Origin of the sequence: Amycolatopsis orientalis DSM 43388, assembly GCF_000411975.1 — a bacterium.
Classification (GTDB): Bacteria; Actinomycetota; Actinomycetes; order Mycobacteriales; family Pseudonocardiaceae; genus Amycolatopsis; species Amycolatopsis orientalis_D.
The window spans coordinates 89,847-109,850 of sequence record NZ_ASXG01000058.1; the positions used below are offsets into that span (position 1 = coordinate 89,847).

Consider the following 20,004-nt stretch of genomic DNA (forward strand, 5'->3'; position numbering starts at 1 on the left):
GAACGCCTAGACCGTGGCCGGGCGCAGCCGCTGCAGGCCCGCGGCCAGCACGATCACCACGCCGACCACGATCAGCTGGACGTTCGCATCGATGTCGTTGAGCTGGAGGATGTTGTCGAGCACGCCGACCAGCAATGCGCCCGCGACGGTGCCGGACACCGACCCGCGCCCGCCGGACAGGCTGGTCCCGCCGATCACGACGGCCGCGATGGCGTTCAGCTCGTAGCCGGTGCCGTCGTTGGGGCCGCCGAAGTTGTACTGTCCCGCGTGGACGATCCCGGCCAGCGCGGCCAGCAGCCCGCACAGGCCGAAGACCAGGATTTTCACCCGGGTCACCGGGACCCCGGACAGCACCGCGGCCTTCTCGTTGCCGCCGATCGCGTACACGTGCCGCGAGAACGCGCTCGCCCGCAGCACGAGCACCGCCAGTGCCGCGACGACCACGAAGAACAGCGCCGGGATCGGCACCACGCCGCCGAACGTCCGCTCGCCCAGCAGCGAGAACGGCACCGGAGCCTGGCCCGGCCCGTCGCCGTAGGCGATCGAAACGCCCTCGCCGCCGGACCACATCCGCGCGATCCCGCGGGCGATCTGCATCCCGGCGAGCGTCACGATGAACGACTGGATCCGGAACCGCGCGCTGGCGATCCCTTGCAGCAGGCCGAAACCGAACCCGAGCGCGAGGATCAGCAGCACGCCCGGCACGAGGCCCCAGCCGCCGCTGGTGAGCAGCAGCGCGACGCCGACGCTGGCCAGCCCCATCACCGAGCCCACCGACAAGTCGATGCCGCCGACCAGGATCACCAGCGTCATGCCGACCGCGATGATGCCGATCTCGGAAATCGCGCGGACGACGTTGAACAGGTTGCCGCTGCCGAGAAACACCAGCTCCCCGTCGCGGTGCGGGGAAAACACGATCGCGGCGGCGAAGACCAGCACCAGCCCGAACACGCTCTGGAACCGGAACACCGCGGCCAGCACGGCGCGCCCGTTCATCGGACGTCTCCCATCGACGCGGCGAGCAGTTCCGCCTCGCCGGCCTGAGCGGTGTCCAGTTCGTGCACGCTGCGCCCGCCGCGCAGCACCACCACGCGGTCGCAGACGCCGACCAGCTCCGCCGGTTCGGACGACGCCAGCAGCACCCCGACGCCGCTGCGCGCGGCCTCGCCGAGCAGCCGGTAGATCTCCGCCTTCGCCCCGACGTCCACACCGCGCGTCGGCTCGTCGAGCAGCAGCAGCGCCGGTTCGGTCAGCAACGCCCGGCCCAGCACCACTTTCTGCTGATTCCCGCCGGACAGCGACCCCACCGGATCGGCGAGCGAGCCGAGTTTCACCCCGAGCCGGGCCGCTTCCTCCCCGGCGGCCGCCCGCTCGCGCCTGCCGGGCACGATCCCGAACCGGGCCAGCCGCTCCACAATGGACAAGACGGTGTTCGCCACGACCGAATGCTCCAGCGCCAGTCCCGCGATCCGCCGGTCCTCCGGCACGAAGGCGATCCCCGCCCGCAACGACCGGCGCGGCGACCGCGGGCGGAAATCCTTGCCCTGCAGGGAAATCCGCCCGCGGACAAGCTTGCTCCCGGACGCGCCGTACAGCGTCTCCAGCAGTTCGGTCCGGCCCGCGCCGAGCAATCCGGCGACCCCGACGATCTCGCCCGCCCGCACCGTGAGGCTGATCCCGTCCGGTTCCCGCCGCCCGGCGCGCGGCCGGACCACGAGATCCTCGACGCGGAGCACTTCCTTCCGCTCCTGCTTCGGCTTCGGCGAAGACACCGTGTCCGCGCGGAACATCAGGTGCACCGGCCGGCCGACCATCGCCTCGGCGGCCCGTTCCGCGGTCAGCTCCGCCGCGCTGAACTCCGCGACGACCTCGCCGTTGCGCAGCACCGTCGCGCGATCCGCGACCCGGCCGATCTCGTCCATCCGGTGCGACACGTAGACGATCGCGGCCCCGTCGGCGCGCAGCTGGTCGATGACGGTGAACAGCCGCTCCACCTCGCGCGGCGACAACGCCGACGTCGGTTCGTCCATCAGCAGGATCCGCGCGTCGAGCGACAAGGCTTTCGCGATGGTGACGAGCTGCTGCTCGCCGGTGCGCAGCCGCTCGACCGGCGTGCGCGGGTCGAGGTCGACGCCGGAGCGCCGCAGCACCTCGCGGGTGGCCGCGACCATCCGCCGCCGGTCGACCGTGCCCGCGCGGGTGTGCGGTTCGCGGCCGAGAAAGACGTTCTCCGCCACCGAAAGCGCGGGCACGAGGTCCAGTTCCTGGTGGATCATCGCGACCCCGGCGCGGCGCGCGTCGGCCGGGCGGGCGAACCGGACCGCCTCCCCCGCGATCCGGATCGCCCCCTCCCCGGCGGCGATCTGTCCGGACAAGATCTTCAGCAGCGTAGACTTGCCTGCCCCGTTCTCGCCGAGCAGCGCGTGCACCTCCCCCTTCGCCGCGGTGAAGTCCACCGCGCCCAGGGCACGCACCCCGCCGTAGGCCTTGCTGACGCCGGCCAGCTCGACCAGCGCGACGCCGTCGCCCATGCCCCGCCCTCTCGGCCCGCCCCACGTCGAGAAATCGATTACCCGCGACGGTAGGGGCACCCCGCCGGAGTGTCAAGGGTCACACTTGGGGTCTCGGCGGAGCCTCGGGCCCGGCGCCGTCCGCGCCGCCGGCTGAACGGCGGGTGACCCCTGTCCGACCCCCTGGGAACGGCGGGCCGTCCAGTTCCCGTCCGCCGGGCGTGATTTGTGGCATACCTCGCGTTAATCGAGGCCCGGACGACGTGGCACGAGCCGTTTTTGGCGGGTTCCTACAAACCGGCAGGCGCGGCATGCGTCATCCGCGACATTGGTGTACCCGACGGTAAGGGAGCAATGTGTACGACGAAGACAGGCGACGCTCCGGCACGTCCGGCGTCGCCTGCTGTGCGTGGGTGCTGTCCGGTTCACTGGGAGGCTTTGTCCGTGTTCAATCGCGTCGCCATCGTCAACCGCGGAGAGGCCGCGATGCGGTTGATCCACGCCGTCCGGGACCTGTCCGCCGAGACCGGGCAACGGATCGAGACGGTCGCGCTCTACACGGACGCGGACGCCACCGCGACTTTCGTCCGCGAAGCCGACGTCGCCTTTTCCCTCGGCCCCGCCTCCGCGCGGCCCTACCTCGACCTCGCCAAACTGGAAAAGGCGCTCGTCGAGACCAAGGCCGACGCGGCGTGGGTCGGCTGGGGCTTCGTCGCCGAAGACCCGGCGTTCGCCGAACTCTGCGAGAAGATCGGGGTCGCCTTCGTCGGCCCGAGCGCGGACGCGATGCGCAAGCTCGGCGACAAGATCGGCGCGAAGCTGATCGCCGAGGAGGTCGGCGTCCCGGTCGCTCCGTGGAGCGGCGGCGAGGTCGCGACGCTCGAGGATGCGCTGGCCGCGGGCGACAAGATCGGCTACCCGCTGATGCTCAAGGCCACCGCGGGCGGCGGCGGGCGCGGCATCCGCAAGGTCGAATCGGCGGACGACCTCGCCGACGCCTACGAGCGCACCAGCCAGGAAGCGCTGCGCGCGTTCGGCAGCGGCGTCGTGTTCCTGGAGCGGCTGGTCACCGGAGCGCGGCACGTCGAGGTCCAGGTGATCTCCGACGGCGGGACCGCGTGGGCGCTCGGCGTCCGCGACTGCTCGGTGCAGCGGCGCAACCAGAAGATCATCGAGGAGTCCGCGTCGCCGGTGCTCGGGGCGGACCAGACCGCCGAGCTGAAGGCGTCGGCCGAGCGGCTCGCGGTCGCGGTCGGCTACCGCGGCGCGTGCACCGTCGAATTCCTCTACCACCCCGGCGACCGGATGTTCGCCTTCCTCGAGGTCAACACCCGGCTCCAGGTGGAGCACCCGATCACCGAGATCACCACCGGCACCGACCTGGTGCGGCTGCAATTGCACGTCGCGTCCGGCGGCAAGCTCGAGGGCGCGCAGCCGGCGGAGTCCGGGCACGCCGTCGAAGCCCGGCTCAACGCCGAGGACCCGGACCGCGACTTCGCGCCGTCGCCGGGCCGCATCGCGCGGCTGCTGCTGCCCGCCGGCCCGGGCATCCGGGTCGACACCGGCGTCAGCGAGGGCGACACGATCCCCGCCGACTTCGACTCGATGATCGCCAAGATCATCGCCTACGGCCGCGACCGCGACCAGGCGCTCGCGCGGCTGCGCCGGGCGATGGCCGAGACGTCCGTGCTCATCGAGGGCGGCGCCACCAACAAGAGCTTCGTGCTCGACCTGCTCGACCAGCCCGAGGTGATCGACGCCAGCGCGGACACCGGCTGGATCGACCGCGTCCGCGCCGAGGGCCGGCTCGTCGCCACGCGGCATTCCGCGGTCGCGCTCGCCGCGGCGGCGATCGAGGCCTACGAGGACGACGAGGAGGTCGCCCGGCAGCGCCTGTTGTCCACCGCGTTCGGCGGCCGTCCGCAGGTGCGCCACGAAATCCGTCCGCTGGACCTGAAACTGCGCGGCGCGTCCTACCGGGTCACGGTCGCGCGCACCGGGCCGAAGCGGTTCCGGGTCGGCGTCAGCGGCGGCGGCGACGTGCACCCGGCCGACGTCGAACTCGAGCGGTTCGACGAGCACAGTGGCCAGATCACCGTCAACGGCACGCGGTTCCGGCTCGTCACCGGCACGCACGGGCCGATCCACCTGGTCGAGGTCGACGGCGTCACGCACCGGATCAGCCGCGACGAGGGCGGCGTCGTCCGCTCCCCCGCGCCCGCGCTGGTGGTCGCCACGCCGGTCGCGGTGGACGACGAGGTCGAGTCCGGCGCGCCGGTGCTCGTGCTGGAGAGCATGAAGATGGAAACGGTGCTGCGCGCGCCGTTCCGGGCCCGGGTCAAGGAACTCCCGGTGTCGATCGGCAGCCAGGTGGAGACCGGGGCGCCGCTGCTGCGGCTCGAGCCGCTGGCCGACGGCTCCGAGGACGCGGCCGCCGCGCGGACCGAGAGCGTCGAGATCGACCTGCCCGGCGAGCCGGACGGCACGACCGCGGCCGACCGGGTCGAGCGCGGCAGGCAGGACCTGCGCAGCCTGCTGCTCGGGTTCGACGTCGACCCGCACGACCAGGGCCGCGTGCTCAGCGGCTACCTCGCGGCGCGCGCGGAGCTGCCGGCGCGTCCGCTGGAGGGCGAACTCGAGCTGCTGGACGTGTTCGCCGACCTGTCCGAGCTGAGCCGCAACAAGCCCGCCGACGACGACCTCAGCGCGTCGAGCCCGGTGCACAGCGCCCGCGAGTACTTCCACACGTACCTGCAGAGCCTCGACGTCGAGCGCGCCGGGCTGCCGGAGAAATTCCAGGGCCGGCTGCGCCGCGTGCTCGGCCACTACGGCGTCGGCGACCTGGAGCGCACGCCGGAGCTGGAAGAAGCGGTCTTCCGGATTTTCCTTGCCCAGCAACGGGCTTCGAGCGACAGCGCGATCGTTTCCGCGCTGCTGCGGCAATGGCTCGCCGAGGCCCCGCCGTCGGCCGAACTGCGCGAGACGGCCGGGCTCGCGCTGGAGCACCTGATCGCCGCCACGCAGCTGCGGTTCCCGGCGGTCAGCGACCTCGCCCGCGGCGTGGTGTTCCGCTGGTTCGCGCAGCCGATGCTGCGCCGGGCGCGCGCCGAGGTGTACACCGAGATCCGCGGCCACCTGCGCTACCTCGACCGCAACCCGGACGCGCCCGACCGCGCCGAGCGGATCTCCGGCATGGTGTCGAGCAACGAGCCGCTGGTGCGGCTGCTCGGCCAGCGGATCGGCCGGCCGGGCGCGGACCCGGCCCCGATGCTCGAGGTGCTGACCCGCCGCTATTACGGCAACAAGGCGCTCGCCGACGTGCGGGTCCGCGACGTCGCGGGCTGCACGTTCGTCACCGCCGAGCACCCCGAACCGGCGCGCGTGGTCACCACCGCGGTCGACTTCCCGCAGCTGCCGGACGCGATGCGCGCATTGGCCGAGCTGTCCGCCGACGCCGGGGCGCCGGTCGCCGCGGACATCTACCTGAAGTGGGCCGACCAGCCCGACACCGACGCGATGGCGACGAAACTGGGCGAAATCGTCGCGGCACAACCGCTTCCGGCCGACGTGGACCGGGTCGTCACCACCGTCGCCGGGGGCGGCGGCGCGGTGATGCACCACCACTTCACCTTCCGCCGCACCGAATCCGGCTTCGCCGAGGACCGCGTCATCCGCGGTCTGCACCCGCGCGTGGCCGAGCGGCTGCAACTGGAGCGGCTGCAGGAGTTCGACCTCACCCGGCTGCCGTCGGCGGACGAAGAGGTGTACCTGTTCACCGGCACCGCGAAGACGAACCCGGCCGACGAGCGGCTGATCGCGATGGCGCAGGTCCGCGACCTCACGCCGCTGCGCGAGGCGGACGGCAGGCTCGTGTCGCTGCCCTCGGCCGAGGACACGCTCGCCGCGTGCCTCGACGCGGTCCGCAACGCGCAGGCGAAGCGTCCGGCGAAGAACCGGTTCGACACCAACCGGATCGTCATCTACGTGTGGCCGCCGAGCGACCTGACGATGGACGAGCTGAACCTGCTCGCCCGCCGCGTGCTGCCGACCACCGCCGGCGCGGGCCTGGAGGAGATCCAGTTCCTCGCCCGGCAGCGGAACGCCGAAACCGGCGAGCTGACCGACATCGCGGTGACGATCCGCAACGAGGTCGGCGCGGGCGTGCGGCTGACGGTCGAGGCCCCGAGCATCGAACCGGTGCAGCCGCTGGACGATTACCGGCAGAAGGTGCTGCGCGCGGCGCGCCGCGACACGGTGTACCCGTACGAGCTCACCGACCTGCTGGCCGGCGGCGGGTCCTTCGTGGAGCACGACCTCGACGACACCGGCGCGCTGGCGCCGGTCGAGAGGCCGCGCGGGCAGAACAAGGCCGGGCTCGTGGCCGGCGTGGTCAGCACGCCGACCGACCTGGTGCCCGAGGGCGTCAAGCGCGTGGTGCTGCTGGGCGACCCGACGAAGTCGCTCGGCGCGCTGGCCGAACCGGAGTGCACGCGGGTGATCGCGGCGCTGAACCTGGCGCAGGAACTGAAGGTTCCGGTCGAATGGTTCGCGCTGTCGTCCGGCGCGCGGATCTCGATGGAGTCCGGCACCGAGAACATGGACTGGGTCGCGGCCGCGCTGAAGCGGATCGTGGAGTTCACCCAGGACGGCGGCGAGATCAACATCGTGGTCGCCGGGATCACCGTGGGCGCGCAGCCGTACTGGAACGCCGAGGCCACGATGCTCATGCACACCAAGGGCATCCTGGTGATGACGCCGGATTCGGCGATGGTGCTCACCGGCAAGCAGTCGCTGGACTTCTCCGGCGGCGTGTCGGCCGAGGACAACTTCGGCATCGGCGGCTACGACCGCGTGATGGGCCCGAACGGGCAGGCGCAGTACTGGGCGCCGAACCTGGCCGGGGCGCGCGACGTGCTGATGGCGCACTACGCGCACACCTACGTCGTGCCGGGCGAAGCGGGACCGCGCCAGGCGGCGACCGCCGACCCGGCGGACCGCGACGTGTCGGACTACCCGCACGCCGTCGTCGGCAGCGATTTCACCACGGTGGGCCAGATCTTCTCGGCCGAGCACAACCCGGACCGCAAGAAGCCGTTCGACATCCGCACGGTGATGCGCGCGCTGTCCGACCAGGACCACCCGGTGCTGGAACGCTGGGCGGGCATGGCGGACGCGGACACCGCCGCGGTGCAGGACGTGCACATCGGCGGCCACCCGGTGTGCCTGCTGGGCATCGAATCGCGGTCGGTGCCGCGCCGCGGCTTCCCGCCCACCGACGGCCCGGACACGTTCACCGCGGGCACGCTGTTCCCGAAGTCGTCGAAGAAGGCGGCCCGCGCGATCAACGCGGCGAGCGGCAACCGTCCGCTGGTGGTGCTGGCGAACCTGTCCGGCTTCGACGGCTCCCCGGAGTCGATGAAGAAGCTCCAGCTGGAGTACGGCGCCGAAATCGGCCGCGCGATCGTGAACTTCGAGGGCCCGATCGTGTTCACGGTGATCTCGCGCTACCACGGCGGGGCGTTCGTGGTGTTCTCGAAGGCACTGAACCCGAACATGACCGTGCTGGCGCTGGAAGGTTCGTTCGCCTCGGTGCTGGGCGGTGCTCCGGCGGCCGCGGTGGTGTTCGCCGGCGAGGTGAAGACCCGGACGGCGAACGATCTCCGAGTGGCTGAGCTGCAGAAGCGGCTGGGCGAGCTGAGCGGGGCCGAGCGGGCGGCGTGCGCGGCCGAACTGGCTGAGGTCACCGCTTCGGTGCGAGCCGAGAAGCTGGGCGAGGTCGCGTCCGAATTCGACCGGGTGCACAGCATCCAGCGCGCGGTCGAGGTCGGATCGGTGGACGCGATCGTCAGCACGGCACAGCTGCGGCCGCGGATCATCGAGGCGATCGAGCAGGGGTTGAAGCGCTGAGCGGTTCTCGTGAGTGCCGGTCCTCCGCCGGCACTCACGAGGCCACCGTGATCCCCCGGATGGTTTTCACCTCGCCGAGCAGCGCCGGGGTCACCTTGACCGAGTACCCGTCCAGCGCGTAACGCTGTCCGCCGACGTGCAGGTGCACCGGCGTGTTTCCCTGGTGCGCCAGCAAAGTCTGCTTGAGCTCCAGTACGAACGGCAGCGTCACCTTCTCCGCCCGGGTGTGCAGCACCAGCGGCGTTTCCCCCAGTTCCGTCAGGTCCAGCGGAGCCAGATCCGCCCCGAAGACCGACATCTTGTCCTCGCGCCAGTTGACCCGGCCCTTCACCAGCACCGCGTTGTCCTCGACCAGATCCGTCGCGTACAACGCGTACGACTTGGCGAAAAACAACACCTCCAGCGACGCGTCCAAATCCTCGATCGTGCAAATCGCCCACGGTTCGCCCTTTTTGTTGACCCGGCGCTCCAGCGAAGTGATCAACCCGGCGACGACGAGTTCGCCTTCCTTCGGCGGGTGGTCGATGATCGCCGCGATCGGGCGCGGTGCGTGTTGGCGAAGGACGCCCTCGGCGCCGTCCAGCGGATGGGCGGACACGTAGAGGCCGAGCATGTCCCGTTCGTATGCCAGCAACTGCTTGCGCGGCCATTCTTCCGCGGCGAATTTCACGTGTGCCAGCGGAGAGGACGCCGGTTCGTCGTTTTCGCCGCCGAAGAGGTCGAACTGGCCCATCGCTTCCTGGCGCTTGAGCGGGACGACGGCTTCCACCGCGTCCTCGTGCACCTGGATCATCGACAGCCGGGTGTGGCCCATCGAATCGAACGCGCCCGCCTTGATCAGCGACTCGATCACCCGCTTGTTGCAGGCCACCAGCTCCGACTTGTCCAGGAAATCGGTGAACGAGGAGTACTTGCCCTTCTCCTCGCGCGTCTTGATGATCGACTCCACCACGTTCGCGCCCACGTTGCGCACCGCGCCCATACCGAACCGGATGTCGTTCCCGACGGCCGCGAACCGCAGCGCCGACTCGTTCACGTCCGGCGGCAGCACCTTGATCCCCAGCCGGCGGCACTCCGACAGGTAGATCGCCGACTTGTCCTTGTTGTCGCCCACCGACGTCAACAGCGCGGCCATGTACTCCGCGGTGTAGTTCGCCTTGAGATACGCCGTCCAATAGCCGACCAACGCGTATCCGGCGGCGTGCGACTTGTTGAACGCGTAGCCCGCGAACGGCAGGATCGTGTCCCACAACGCTTGCACGGCCTCGCCGGAGAAGCCGTTGCCGAGCATCCCGTCCCGGAAGCCGGCGAATTCCTTTTCCAGGACTTCCTTTTTCTTCTTGCCCATCGCGCGGCGCAGCACGTCCGCGCGGCCCATCGAGTATCCGGCGACCTTTTGCGCGATCTGCATGATCTGTTCCTGGTACACGACCAGACCGTGCGTTTCGGAGAGGATCTCGCGCAGCGGTCCCGCCAGTTCGGGATGGATCGGTTCGATGGCCTGCCGGTTGTTCTTGCGGTCGGCGTAGTTGTTGTGCGTGTTCATCGCCATCGGACCCGGCCGGTAGAGCGCGTTGACGGCCACGATGTCCTCGAAACCGGTGGGACGCATGCGGCGCAACAGATCCCGCATCGCGCCACCGTCCAATTGGAACACGCCGAGACTGTCGCCGCGAGCGAGCAGGGCGAAGGTTTCCGGATCGTCGGTGGCCAGCCGGTCGAGGTCGATGTCTTCGCCGCGGTTGGCCTTGATGTTGTCGATGGCGTCGCCGATGACGGTCAGGTTGCGCAGGCCGAGGAAGTCCATCTTCAGCAAGCCGATGGCCTCGCAGGAGGGATAGTCCCAGCCGGTGATGATCGAGCCGTCCTCCCTGCGCCACAACGGAATCGCGTTCACCAACGGTTCGCTGGACATGATGACCGCGCAGGCGTGCACGCCCGCGTTGCGGATCAGGCCTTCGAGGCCGCGGGCGGTCTCGAAGATCGTCTTGCACTCCTCGTCGGTCTCGACGAGCGTGCGGACCTCGGCCGCTTCCGCGTAACGCTCGTGTTTGGCGTCCACGATTCCCGACAGCGGAATGTCTTTGGCGGCGACCGGCGGCGGCAAAGCTTTGGATATCCGGTCCGCGATCGCGTATCCCGGTTGCCCGAAGTGGACTCGCGCGGAGTCCTTGATCGCCGCCTTTGTCTTGATGGTGCCGAAGGTGATCACCTGGGCGATCCGGTCGGCACCGTACTTCTCGGTGGCGTACCGGATCATCTCGCCGCGGCGGCGGTCGTCGAAGTCCATGTCGATGTCCGGCATGGACACTCGCTCCGGGTTGAGAAACCGTTCGAACAGCAGACCGTGCCGGATCGGATCGAGATTGGTGATGCGAAGCGCGTACGCGACCAGCGACCCCGCCGCCGACCCGCGCCCCGGGCCCACGCGAATTCCGGCCTCGCGAGCGTGCGTCATCAGATCAGCCGTGATGAGGAAGTACCCGGGAAACCCTTTCTCCACAATGACTTCAAGCTCGTACTCGGCGCGGTTCCGATACTCGGCGGGCACTCCGTCCGGCAGCCGGTGCTCAAGCCCGGTCATCACTTCATGGCGCAGCCAAGTGGCTTCGGTGTGGCCCTCGGGGACGTCGAAGACCGGCATCCGGTCCTTGTGCGCGTACACGTCCTCATACGACTCCACCCGCTCCGCGATCAGCAGCGTGTTGTCCGCCGCCCCCGGAACCTCCTTGTCCCAGTACTCCCGCATCTCCTGCGCGGACTTCAGGAAATAACCGTCCCCGTCGAACTTGAACCGCGTCGGATCGTTCAGCGTCTTGCCCGCCTGCACGCACAGCAACGCCGAATGCGTGTCCGCCTGGTCCTTGGTCACATAATGCGAATCATTCGTCGCCAACGGCGGCAGATCCAGCACCTTCCCGATCTCCAGCAGCCCCTCCCGCACCGACCGCTCGATCGGCAGCCCGTGATCCATCAGCTCCAGATAGAAATTCCCCGCCCCGAAAATGTCCTTGTAATCCGAAGCAGCCTGGATCGCCGCCTCCCGCTGCCCCAGCCGCAACCGCGTCTGCACCTCGCCCGACGGACACCCCGTCGTCGCGATGATCCCCTCCGCGTTCTCCGCGATCAGCTCCCGGTCCATCCGCGGCTTGCGGTAATACCCCTGGATCGACGCCAGCGACGACAGCTTGAACAGATTCCGCAACCCCGTCGCGTTCCCCGCCACCATCGTCATGTGCGTGTACGCACCGCCGCCCGACACGTCGCCGCCCTCGCCGAACTCGTCCGACCCCCGCTGCGACGCCTGCCCCCAGAACACCGGCTTCTTGTGAAACCGCGACTCCGGCGCGACGTACGCCTCGATCCCGATGATCGGCTTGATCCCGTGCTTCTTCGACGTCTGGTAAAACTCGTCCCCGCCGTACATGTTCCCGTGATCAGTCATCCCCACCGCGGGCATCCCCAGCCGGGCCGCCTCCTCGAACAAGGGACCGATCTTCGCCGCACCGTCCAGCATCGAATACTCAGTGTGGACGTGCAGGTGGACAAACGATGGCATGGCCGCATTGGACCCGCCGCACCGCGCCGCCGTCCAACAACCGACACGCGCGCTCGGACCACCTCCGGTTGTGTCCCGAGGCAGCCGCCGGTTGGCGAGTCCACAATGGACTCGCCAACCGGGGTTTTCAGTCTTCGGAGTCGTCGTCCGCGAGCAGCGCGTACAACCGGCGGCGAGCTTCACGGAGCACCTTGCGCGCCTCCGCGCACTGCGCCTCGCTGCCGGTGTGCGCGACCTGCGCCGCGGCCCCGGCCAGCTCGCCGATCTGCTGGTACAGCGCGGCGAACCGGTCCGCGCCCGGCTCCTCGTCGCGAGCCGGAGACTCCCAAAGCGCGGCGAACTCCTCTTCGCGCCCCGCGACGTGCTCCCGCCCCGCCTCGGTGAGATGCGCGACGCGCCGGCCGCCCTCCTCCGCGGTGCGGACGAGGCCTTCGTCCTCGAGCTGCTGCAGGATCGGGTAAATGGACCCCGGGCTGGGCCGCCACTCGTCGTTCGTGCGGCGGCGGATTTCCTGCATCAGCTGATAGCCGTAGCGAGGCTCCTCGGCCAGCAGGGCGAGCACGGCAGGCCGCACCGGACGGGCCGGGCCACGGCCGCCTCGCCCGCCGTGCGGGGGGCCGCCGAAGAATCCGCCTGGACCGCCGGGCCCGCCGGGAAACCCGGGGAAGCCGGGGAAGCCGGGAAACCCGGGACGATGCGGCGGACCCGGAGGCCCCGGAGGAAAGCCGCCGCGAGCTTCGAAGACGGTGCCCTCCCACGCTTCCCCGGCACCGGGGTGGCCGGGATGCGCGCGACGCTCTGCCTGGTCACCCGAATGACCAGGATGCGCGTGAGGTTCCCCCCACTCGCCCCGATCACCGAGGGGCGCGGGACGCTCCCCCCGTTCGCCCCGATGACCAGGGTGCGCGTGAGGTTCCCCCCACTCGCCCGGATGACCTGGCCAGCCGAAGGCAACCCCCGGCCCTCCGAACAGCCCGGTCTGCCCGAACCTGGCACCGGGTCCGCCGAACACCGCGTGCTGGCCGAACCCCGAGCCCCGCTCGCCGAGCACCCTCGCCCAGCCGCGCCCGCCCAGCCGCCCGAACCAGGCATCCCGGTCGCCGAAGCCGTCGGGAAGCCCACGCTCGTCACCCGGCTCGTCCGCCTCGCCGAGTCCGCCTGCGCCGGCGGCTCGGCCACGTCCGCCCTCGGACTCGCCGAACCCGGCCCCCAGCCCGCCGAACGGCCCAGGCCAGCCCCGCTCGCCGGCCGGTCCGCCCCGGGGCCACCCGTGCCCTTCCCCCGGTCCGCCCGGATGTCGCCCTCTCCCCTCGCCCGGCCTGCCGTGCGCGTCTGGTCCTCCTCGGCCCTCGTCACCAGGGCGAGCCGGCCCGGGACGGCCGAAACCGAACGGCACCCCGGGTCCCTCGAAACGTTCCGGGCCGCCGAAGCCCCGGAACAGATGTCCTCCGCCTGCTGTCCTCGTCATGTGCTCCTCCTTCATCGTCGAACCATCGCCGATATGACCACGATATATCGGCGATGGTTCGACGGCAAGGACACCCGAACAGGCGGGCGGTGAAGATCAGCCGGACGTCCCGGCAGGCGCGGTGGTAGCTCCTTCGCCGCCGAAGCGGATGGATTTCGCTTCCTTGCCCAGCGAGGTCAGCACGGCGACCGCGATGAGCACCGGGATCACCGTCCACAGCAGCGCGGCCGTGTATCCCTGCGACTGGGCGATGCTCTGCTGGATCGGCAGGTTGAGCGCGGCCAGCAGGTTGCCGAGCTGGTAAGTGACGCCGGGGAAGAACCCGCGGATCGCGTCCGGGGACATTTCCGTGAGGTGCGCGGGGATGACGCCCCAGGCGCCCTGCACCATGACCTGCATCAGGAACGAGCCGAGCGCGAGCATCCCGGCCCCGTGGTCGACGGCGAAGATCGGGATGATCGGCAGGCCGAGGACCGCGGCGCCGACGATCGTCATCCGGCGGCCGAAGCGTTCCGACAGCGAGCCGAAGAGCAGGCCGCCGATGATCGCGCCCACGTTGTACAGCACCGCGATCCACGTGCTGGTCGCCGCGCTCAGGCCGGCGCCGCCGTGGTCGGTCGCCTTCAGGAAGGTCGGGTACACGTCCTGCGTGCCGTGGGACATCCAGTTGAACGCGGTCATCAGCAGCACGAGGTACCCGAACCGGCGCAGCACCTTCGGGTTGAACAGGACGTCCTTGACCGACGTGCGGGTGACGCGCATCTTCTCCTGCGCCGCCTCCCAGACCTCGGACTCCTTGACCCGCGCCCGGATCAGCAGGCTGATCAGCGCGGGGAAGATGCTCAGCACGAAGATCCACCGCCACTCCAGGCCGAGCGCGGTGTGGAACAGCAGGTACGCCAGCGCCGCGAGCAGGTATCCGGCGGAGTAGCCGGCCTGCAACAGCCCGGAGAAGAACCCGCGCCGCTCCACCGGGATCTTCTCCATCGCGAGCGCCGCGCCCAGCCCCCATTCGCCGCCCATGCCGACGCCGTAGACGAACCGCAGGATCAGCAGCACGGTGAAGTTCGGCGCGACCGCGCACAGCACGCCCGCCACCGAGTACAGCAGGACGTCGACCATCAGCGGGATCCGCCGTCCGGACCGGTCCGCCCACAGCCCGAACAGCAGCGCGCCGACCGGGCGCATGACGAGCGTCGCGGTGGTGATGAAGGCGAGCTGGGTGGCGGTGGCCCCGAACGATTTGTCCTTGGCGATGTCCGCGATCACGAACACGACCAGGAAATAGTCGAACGCGTCCATGCTCCAGCCGAGCCACGCGGCGAGGAACGAGTTCCGCTGATCGGCGCTGAGCTTGCGTTTTTCCTTGCCCCCGGCAGCGTTTTCGGTCACTGGCCTGGTCTACACCCGGTGCGGCGGAGAGGCAAGAGTCGCATGTGGACACAGGGCATCGCCGACATATCCAGCAAACACGGAGGAACCGGACGTTCGCGACAGGGGTCCGCTCAGATCGCGACGCGCGACTGGACCCGGCGGCCGATGTCCCTCGCCCACGCCCGGATCCGGTCCCAGTCGCGGAAATCCCCGGCCCGGCTGCCGCGCGCCATCAGCTTTTCCAGCACCCCGTTCGCGAGCGCCGGGTCGAGCCGCCCGCCGAACGTCTCCGTGCGTCCGGCGTCGATCGCGGCGGCCAGCAAGGTGACCCGCGCGGGAAGACTCACCCGGGTCAGATTCGCGCCCGGGCCACAAGGTCCACTGTGGAACAACCAGACCGGACGCTCCCGCAGCGCTTCGGTATTGCGCTCCAGCAGCCGCACCGCCTCGGGCCGCCACCGCGCGTAGTAGAGCGCGCTGCCGACCACCACCGCGGCGTACTCCGTGACGCTGTCGACCTCCCCCGCGGCACGCACGTCGACCGCGAACTCGGCGGCGCGCAACTCCTCGCCGACGACTTCGGCGATCTCACGGGTGCCGCCATGCTTGCCCGCGTACGCGACGAGGACGTTGATCATGTCCTTATTGTCCACCCCATCGCCGAACCGCGCCTGCCCGAACGCCGCGAGGCGTCAAATCGTCTTCGACCGGGAAGCCAACGCCCCGAACACCGTCTGCACCACCGCGAGTCCGATCAGCACTCCGAGCGCGGGCGTCCACGACGACGCAGCGTCGTGAACCGCCCCGATCGCGATCGGCCCGAGCGCCGCGAGCGTGTACCCCGCGGACTGCGCCATCCCGGACAGCGCCCCCGCGTCGGAATAGTTCTTGGTGCGCAACCCGAACAACGACAAGGCCAGCGCCAACGTGATCCCGCCGGCCAGCCCCGCGAGCACGGCCCACGCCACCGCGACCTGCGGTGCGACCAGAAGCCCGGTCAACGCGCTGGTCAACAGCACCGACCCGGCAATCTCGACCGCACGCTGGTCCGGCAGCCGATGGAGGAGCGCCGAGCAGGCGAGGCTCCCCACCAGTCCGGAGAGGTTGAACAGCAGCTGGTGGAACCCGGCGGTCACCGAACTGATCCCCGCGGCGTGCTCGATCGACGACAGCCACGTCACCAGCACATAGAAGGCGAGCGACTGCAGGCCCATGAAGACCGTGACCTGCCACGCGAGCGCATTCCTCCAGGGCCGCGCGGCAGCGGTCGTCGGCGAGAGGACCGGCGCGGCAGCGGAACGACGCAGCTGCGGCAGGAAAACCCCGAGCGCGACCAGCGCGAGGCCGGCCCAGACGCCCAGCGACACCCGCCACCCGCCCGCTTGCTGCCCGGCCAACGGGACCGCGACCCCGGCGGCGATCGCGGCGACCCCGGACTGGACCGCGGTGTACGTGCCGGTGATCGGCCCGATGCGGGCAGGAAAATCGCGTTTGACGAGTGCCGGGAGCAGGACGTTCAGAATCGCGATAGCCACCCCGAGCAGGACGGTCCCGGTCCACAGCAACACCTGCGGCGGCGTGGAGCGCAGCAGGATCCCGACCGCGAGCAGCAGCACCGCCGCGCCGAGCGCCCGCTCGAGCCCAAGCTTCGCGGCGACCTTGGGCGCGATCGGCGAGCAGCAGGCGAACGCGATGAGCGGCACGCTGACCAGCACGGAGGCGGCGACCGACGAAAGCCCCTGATCGGTTTGGACCAGGCTCAGCAGCGGGCCGAGGGTGGTGATCGCGGCCCGCAGGTTCGTGGCGATGAGCAGAATGCCGACGAGAACGAGCGCCGGACGCAGCGGTGCCGAACGTTCGGCCGCGGGTCGAGTGCTCATGCGACGGCCTCCGCGCCGGGAAGCACCGGCAGACCGGAAAGTCGTTGCCCGGCCGGGTCGCTGCGGCGGATCGGGGAGGCCCGCAGCGGCGGGAGGGCAGGACGGGCGATCGTCCGGCGGCCGGTCGGGTGCCGGAGGTTCCGCGAAGCTGGCTCGCCCGCGAGGCCAGGCCGCACTCGCCGAGGCTGAGCGCCCAGGCTGCCGACAGCAGCAAGCAACCCCGTACCACCGCCACGCCCGCGTGGCACGGTCATGACCTCCCCCATGCACCGGAAGCCGTCACAACCGGGTCGTCGATCATCGGGTCCTCCCCCGGCCCGCCACCGGAATATTCCTGCCCGACCGCCTGCCCCGCACCGAAACCACCGATGCCGAGCAGGCGGAATCGCCAGTCCCGATCTTGCCCCGTCCGGATCCAGGTCGGCAACAGCCTTACCGGTAAACGGATTCGCAGGCCGCTCAGTTCGCGGTGCGACGAGCACGGGGGTGCGGTATCGCCTGCGGCAACTAGTCCGGACCGCAGAAATCGCCTGCCGGTAAAGGCGAATTCCCTTGGTCCATAGTGGACCGTCGGCACGCGCGTGTTCCAGCTCGACTCCGGACACGTCCGGCACCCCGGCCGCGGCGAGCCTGATCGAATGCGACCATCCCGGCGAGAGAAGCCGATCTCCAACCCGCGCCCGGGATTCTACCGCCCCGCCGCCTGCTCGATCCACGCCTCCACCGAAACGGGCGGCAGCAACGCGTGCGGGACCGGACGCTCGTCGCGCACCACGAATGACGCCGTCACGATCACGTCCCAGCGGTCGGCTTCGCCGAAGGGCACCAGCTCGGCCAGGTCGTCCCAGCCGATCCGGTCGCCGCCGTCGAGCACAGCCCGCAGCCGGTCGACCGCGGCCTCGCCCGCAAGCGGGACCAGCCGGGACAACGTCGCGCGGAGGTCCAGGTCGTGCGCGGGGCACTCCGCTTCGAGAGCGGCGATCTCGGCCCGCGCCAGTGCCGTGCGATCCTCGCCAAGATGCGCCCGCAGGTCCTCGAGAAACCGGAGCCGCTCCGAGCGGTCCAGGAAAATCGTCAGCTCGCGCACGATGTCCGCCGGTTCGTCGCCGACGTGCACGAAGTTCAGGATCCGGTTGGGCGGGTTCAGCTTCGTGCGCAAATGGTGCGGCCGGCGCCCGGCCGGATCGCCGACGCCCTTCAGGTCGCCGAGCCGGACCGTCGCGGGCAGCCCCGCTACTGGTCGGACGTCGCGCGCCAGGAACAGCAGCACGTCGTTGGTGAGATACCAGAAGGTGCACAGCTGCAGCCGGTCGACGGGGTAGATGTGCCAGTCGTAGCGCCACACCTCGCGCATCGAATGCCGGGTGTAGCCGAACCGCGTCGTGGCGACCGGCAGGAAACCGTTGTCCGCCAAGTACTCCAGGATCGCGCCGAGCCTGCGGCCGGCCACCGCGTCCGGTTTGACCACCAGCATCGCCAGCCCGCCGAGCACTTCGGCCGCGGCGCTGCCGAACACCGCGAGCATGTCCGCCCAGCCCTCGCGGAAATACAGGTCGCAGCCGAAGACCTCCCGTTTCTCCGGCACGACCGACAACTGCCGCCATTCCTCGGTCGTCGGCATGCCGTCGACCCGGTCCTCCCTGCCCGGCGTCCAGATCATCGGCTCATCCTGCCACCCCGGCACACCCGCTTGTGCGCCCCGGACGCGCCGCCCTGGTCCTGGGCGGCCGCCGCGTCCCGTGCGGGTATCGTCGGCGCCCGGACGACAGGAGGGGTGTGCGCGTGTCCAGGCAGCGGGTTCCGGTAGTGCTCGTCGCGGGTTTTCTCGGCGCCGGGAAGACCACGATGCTCAACCATCTGCTCGCCAACCGCCAAGGCGTCCGGGTCGGGGTCGTGGTGAACGACTTCGGCCAGGTGAACATCGACGCGCTCGCGGTGGCCGGGCAGGTCGACACGATGGTGTCGCTGGGCAACGGCTGCCTGTGCTGCGCGGTCGACGCGAGCGGGCTCGACGCGATGCTCGGCAAACTGTCGCGGCCGGAGGCCGGCATCGACGTGATCGTGGTGGAGGCCAGCGGGATCGCCGAACCCCGCGACCTGCTGCGGCTGATGATCGCCAGCGAGAACCCGGACATCCGGTACGGCGGGCTGGTCGAGGTGGTCGACGCCGTCGAGTTCGAGGCCACGCGGGCCCGGCATCCGGAGCTGACCGAGCATCTGCGGGTCGCCGACCTGGTGGTGCTCAACAAGGCCGACCGCGCCGAGCCGGACGCCCTGGCCAAGGTGCGGGCGATCGTCGAGGAGCACGCGCCGGGGGTGCCGGTGCTGGCGACCGAGCGCGGACGGGTCGATCCGGGATTGTTTTTCGATCCCCGGCCCCGGGAAACGTACGGGCAGTTGTCCTTTGACGATCTGCGCGAGCATGATCATTCCGAGCATTTGCACGCGCAGTACGAGAGCGTGACGTTCACCGCGGACCGGCCGCTTTCGCCCCGGCGGTTTCTCGCGTTTCTGGAGAGCCGGCCGGCCGGGTTGTACCGGGTCAAAGGGCAGGTGGATCTCGGGTCGCCGGAGTCCCGGTCCCGGTTCGGCCTGCACACTGTGGGGGCGTTTGTGCAGGTCGAGCGTTCGGCTTGGCCGGCTGGGCCGCGGCGGACCGAGCTGGTGCTGATTGGCGCCGGGATTGATTCCGCGGCTATTGAGCGGGAGCTCGCTGCTTGTGTGGCTGACGGCGGAGAGCCTGACGAGCGGGGGCTTTTGCGGTTTCTCCGGTATCTCGAGGAGCCGGATGAGGACGAGGCGCGCCACGCCGAGGAAACGTAAACGCGCGGATTGGCGGGCGTGCGGTCGCAGTATGGCTTCGTAGCTCGGACCAGCCTCTTTGGAGGACTAGTTCCATGGCGAAGACGATTGCGGCTCGGTGGTACCTCGTGGGTGCGCTGCCGGAGGACGATCCGGTCGCGCATGTGATGACCCGGGCGGACGACCTGCGGTATCGGCGGTCTGCCTGCGGGGAGAGGGAGTCTCGGACCTGGACGCCGATCGATTTGACGGAGCCCGGGACCGGGCATGTCACGCCTTGTCCTGGGTGTGCGGCCAGTTTGGCTGGGGTTCCGGTGGGGGTCGGGGCTGAGGAGCAGCTGGCGTTTGATTTGCCGTTGGGGTGAGGGGGCTGCTCGTCGCCTGGCGGCGACATTGCAGTTCGGTGAGTTGGCGTGGGGCACCCCGAAGCTTGATTGTGCTGACGGTCTGAGGGTGGTTGTCAAGGCGGGAAAGCGTGCCTTGACAACCACCCTCAGACCGCAG

Annotated in this window: 10 protein-coding genes; 2 read left to right on the forward strand and 8 right to left on the reverse strand. The window is 70.2% G+C overall.

The features are described 5' to 3' along the window. Window positions 1–6 precede the first annotated feature (6 nt). Together L942_RS10105 and L942_RS10110 are read right to left on the reverse strand one after the other, a co-directional pair. Window positions 7–996, reverse strand: a complete 990-nt coding sequence (locus L942_RS10105) for an ABC transporter permease (protein ID WP_037357933.1) — start codon at window positions 994–996, stop codon at window positions 7–9. After that, a complete protein-coding gene (locus L942_RS10110; RefSeq protein ID WP_037357936.1) occupies window positions 993–2,531 on the reverse strand; it encodes a sugar ABC transporter ATP-binding protein in 1,539 nt (512 codons plus the stop codon). The genes L942_RS10105 and L942_RS10110 overlap by 4 nt, the downstream gene beginning before the upstream one ends. Window positions 2,532–2,954: 423 nt before the next feature. Between L942_RS10110 and L942_RS10115 the strand changes: the two genes are divergently transcribed. Continuing rightward, window positions 2,955–8,417: an ATP-binding protein gene (locus tag L942_RS10115; protein ID WP_037357939.1), complete on the forward strand. Its 5,463-nt coding sequence runs from the start codon at window positions 2,955–2,957 to the stop codon at window positions 8,415–8,417. Window positions 8,418–8,451: 34 nt separating this feature from the next. Here the strand turns inward: L942_RS10115 and dnaE are convergent, their stop codons facing one another. From dnaE to L942_RS10145, 6 genes are all read right to left on the reverse strand, one after another. Continuing rightward, on the reverse strand, window positions 8,452–11,976 hold the full coding sequence (dnaE, locus tag L942_RS10120; RefSeq protein WP_037357942.1) for a DNA polymerase III subunit alpha: 3,525 nt from the start codon (window positions 11,974–11,976) through the stop codon (window positions 8,452–8,454). A gap of 127 nt (window positions 11,977–12,103) precedes the next feature. Beyond that, on the reverse strand, window positions 12,104–12,538 hold the full coding sequence (locus tag L942_RS43685; RefSeq protein ID WP_235079020.1) for a PadR family transcriptional regulator: 435 nt from the start codon (window positions 12,536–12,538) through the stop codon (window positions 12,104–12,106). A 1,002-nt stretch (window positions 12,539–13,540) separates the two neighbouring features. Beyond that, a complete protein-coding gene (locus tag L942_RS10130; protein WP_326929325.1) occupies window positions 13,541–14,746 on the reverse strand; it encodes an MFS transporter in 1,206 nt (401 codons plus the stop codon). 203 nt (window positions 14,747–14,949) lie between these two features. Beyond that, entirely contained in the window at window positions 14,950–15,456 is a 507-nt protein-coding gene (locus tag L942_RS10135; protein ID WP_037357950.1) for a flavodoxin domain-containing protein, read from the reverse strand. A gap of 54 nt (window positions 15,457–15,510) precedes the next feature. Beyond that, complete coding sequence (locus L942_RS10140; protein ID WP_037357953.1) at window positions 15,511–16,698, reverse strand: CynX/NimT family MFS transporter; 1,188 nt, start codon at window positions 16,696–16,698, stop codon at window positions 15,511–15,513. Between the two features lie 688 nt (window positions 16,699–17,386). Continuing rightward, entirely contained in the window at window positions 17,387–18,358 is a 972-nt protein-coding gene (locus L942_RS10145; RefSeq protein ID WP_037357956.1) for a nucleoside-diphosphate kinase, read from the reverse strand. Window positions 18,359–18,480: 122 nt separating this feature from the next. On the opposite strand from L942_RS10145, the gene L942_RS10150 reads away from it, so the two are divergent. Beyond that, window positions 18,481–19,521: a CobW family GTP-binding protein gene (locus L942_RS10150; RefSeq protein WP_037358000.1), complete on the forward strand. Its 1,041-nt coding sequence runs from the start codon at window positions 18,481–18,483 to the stop codon at window positions 19,519–19,521. Window positions 19,522–20,004: the final 483 nt, after the last annotated feature.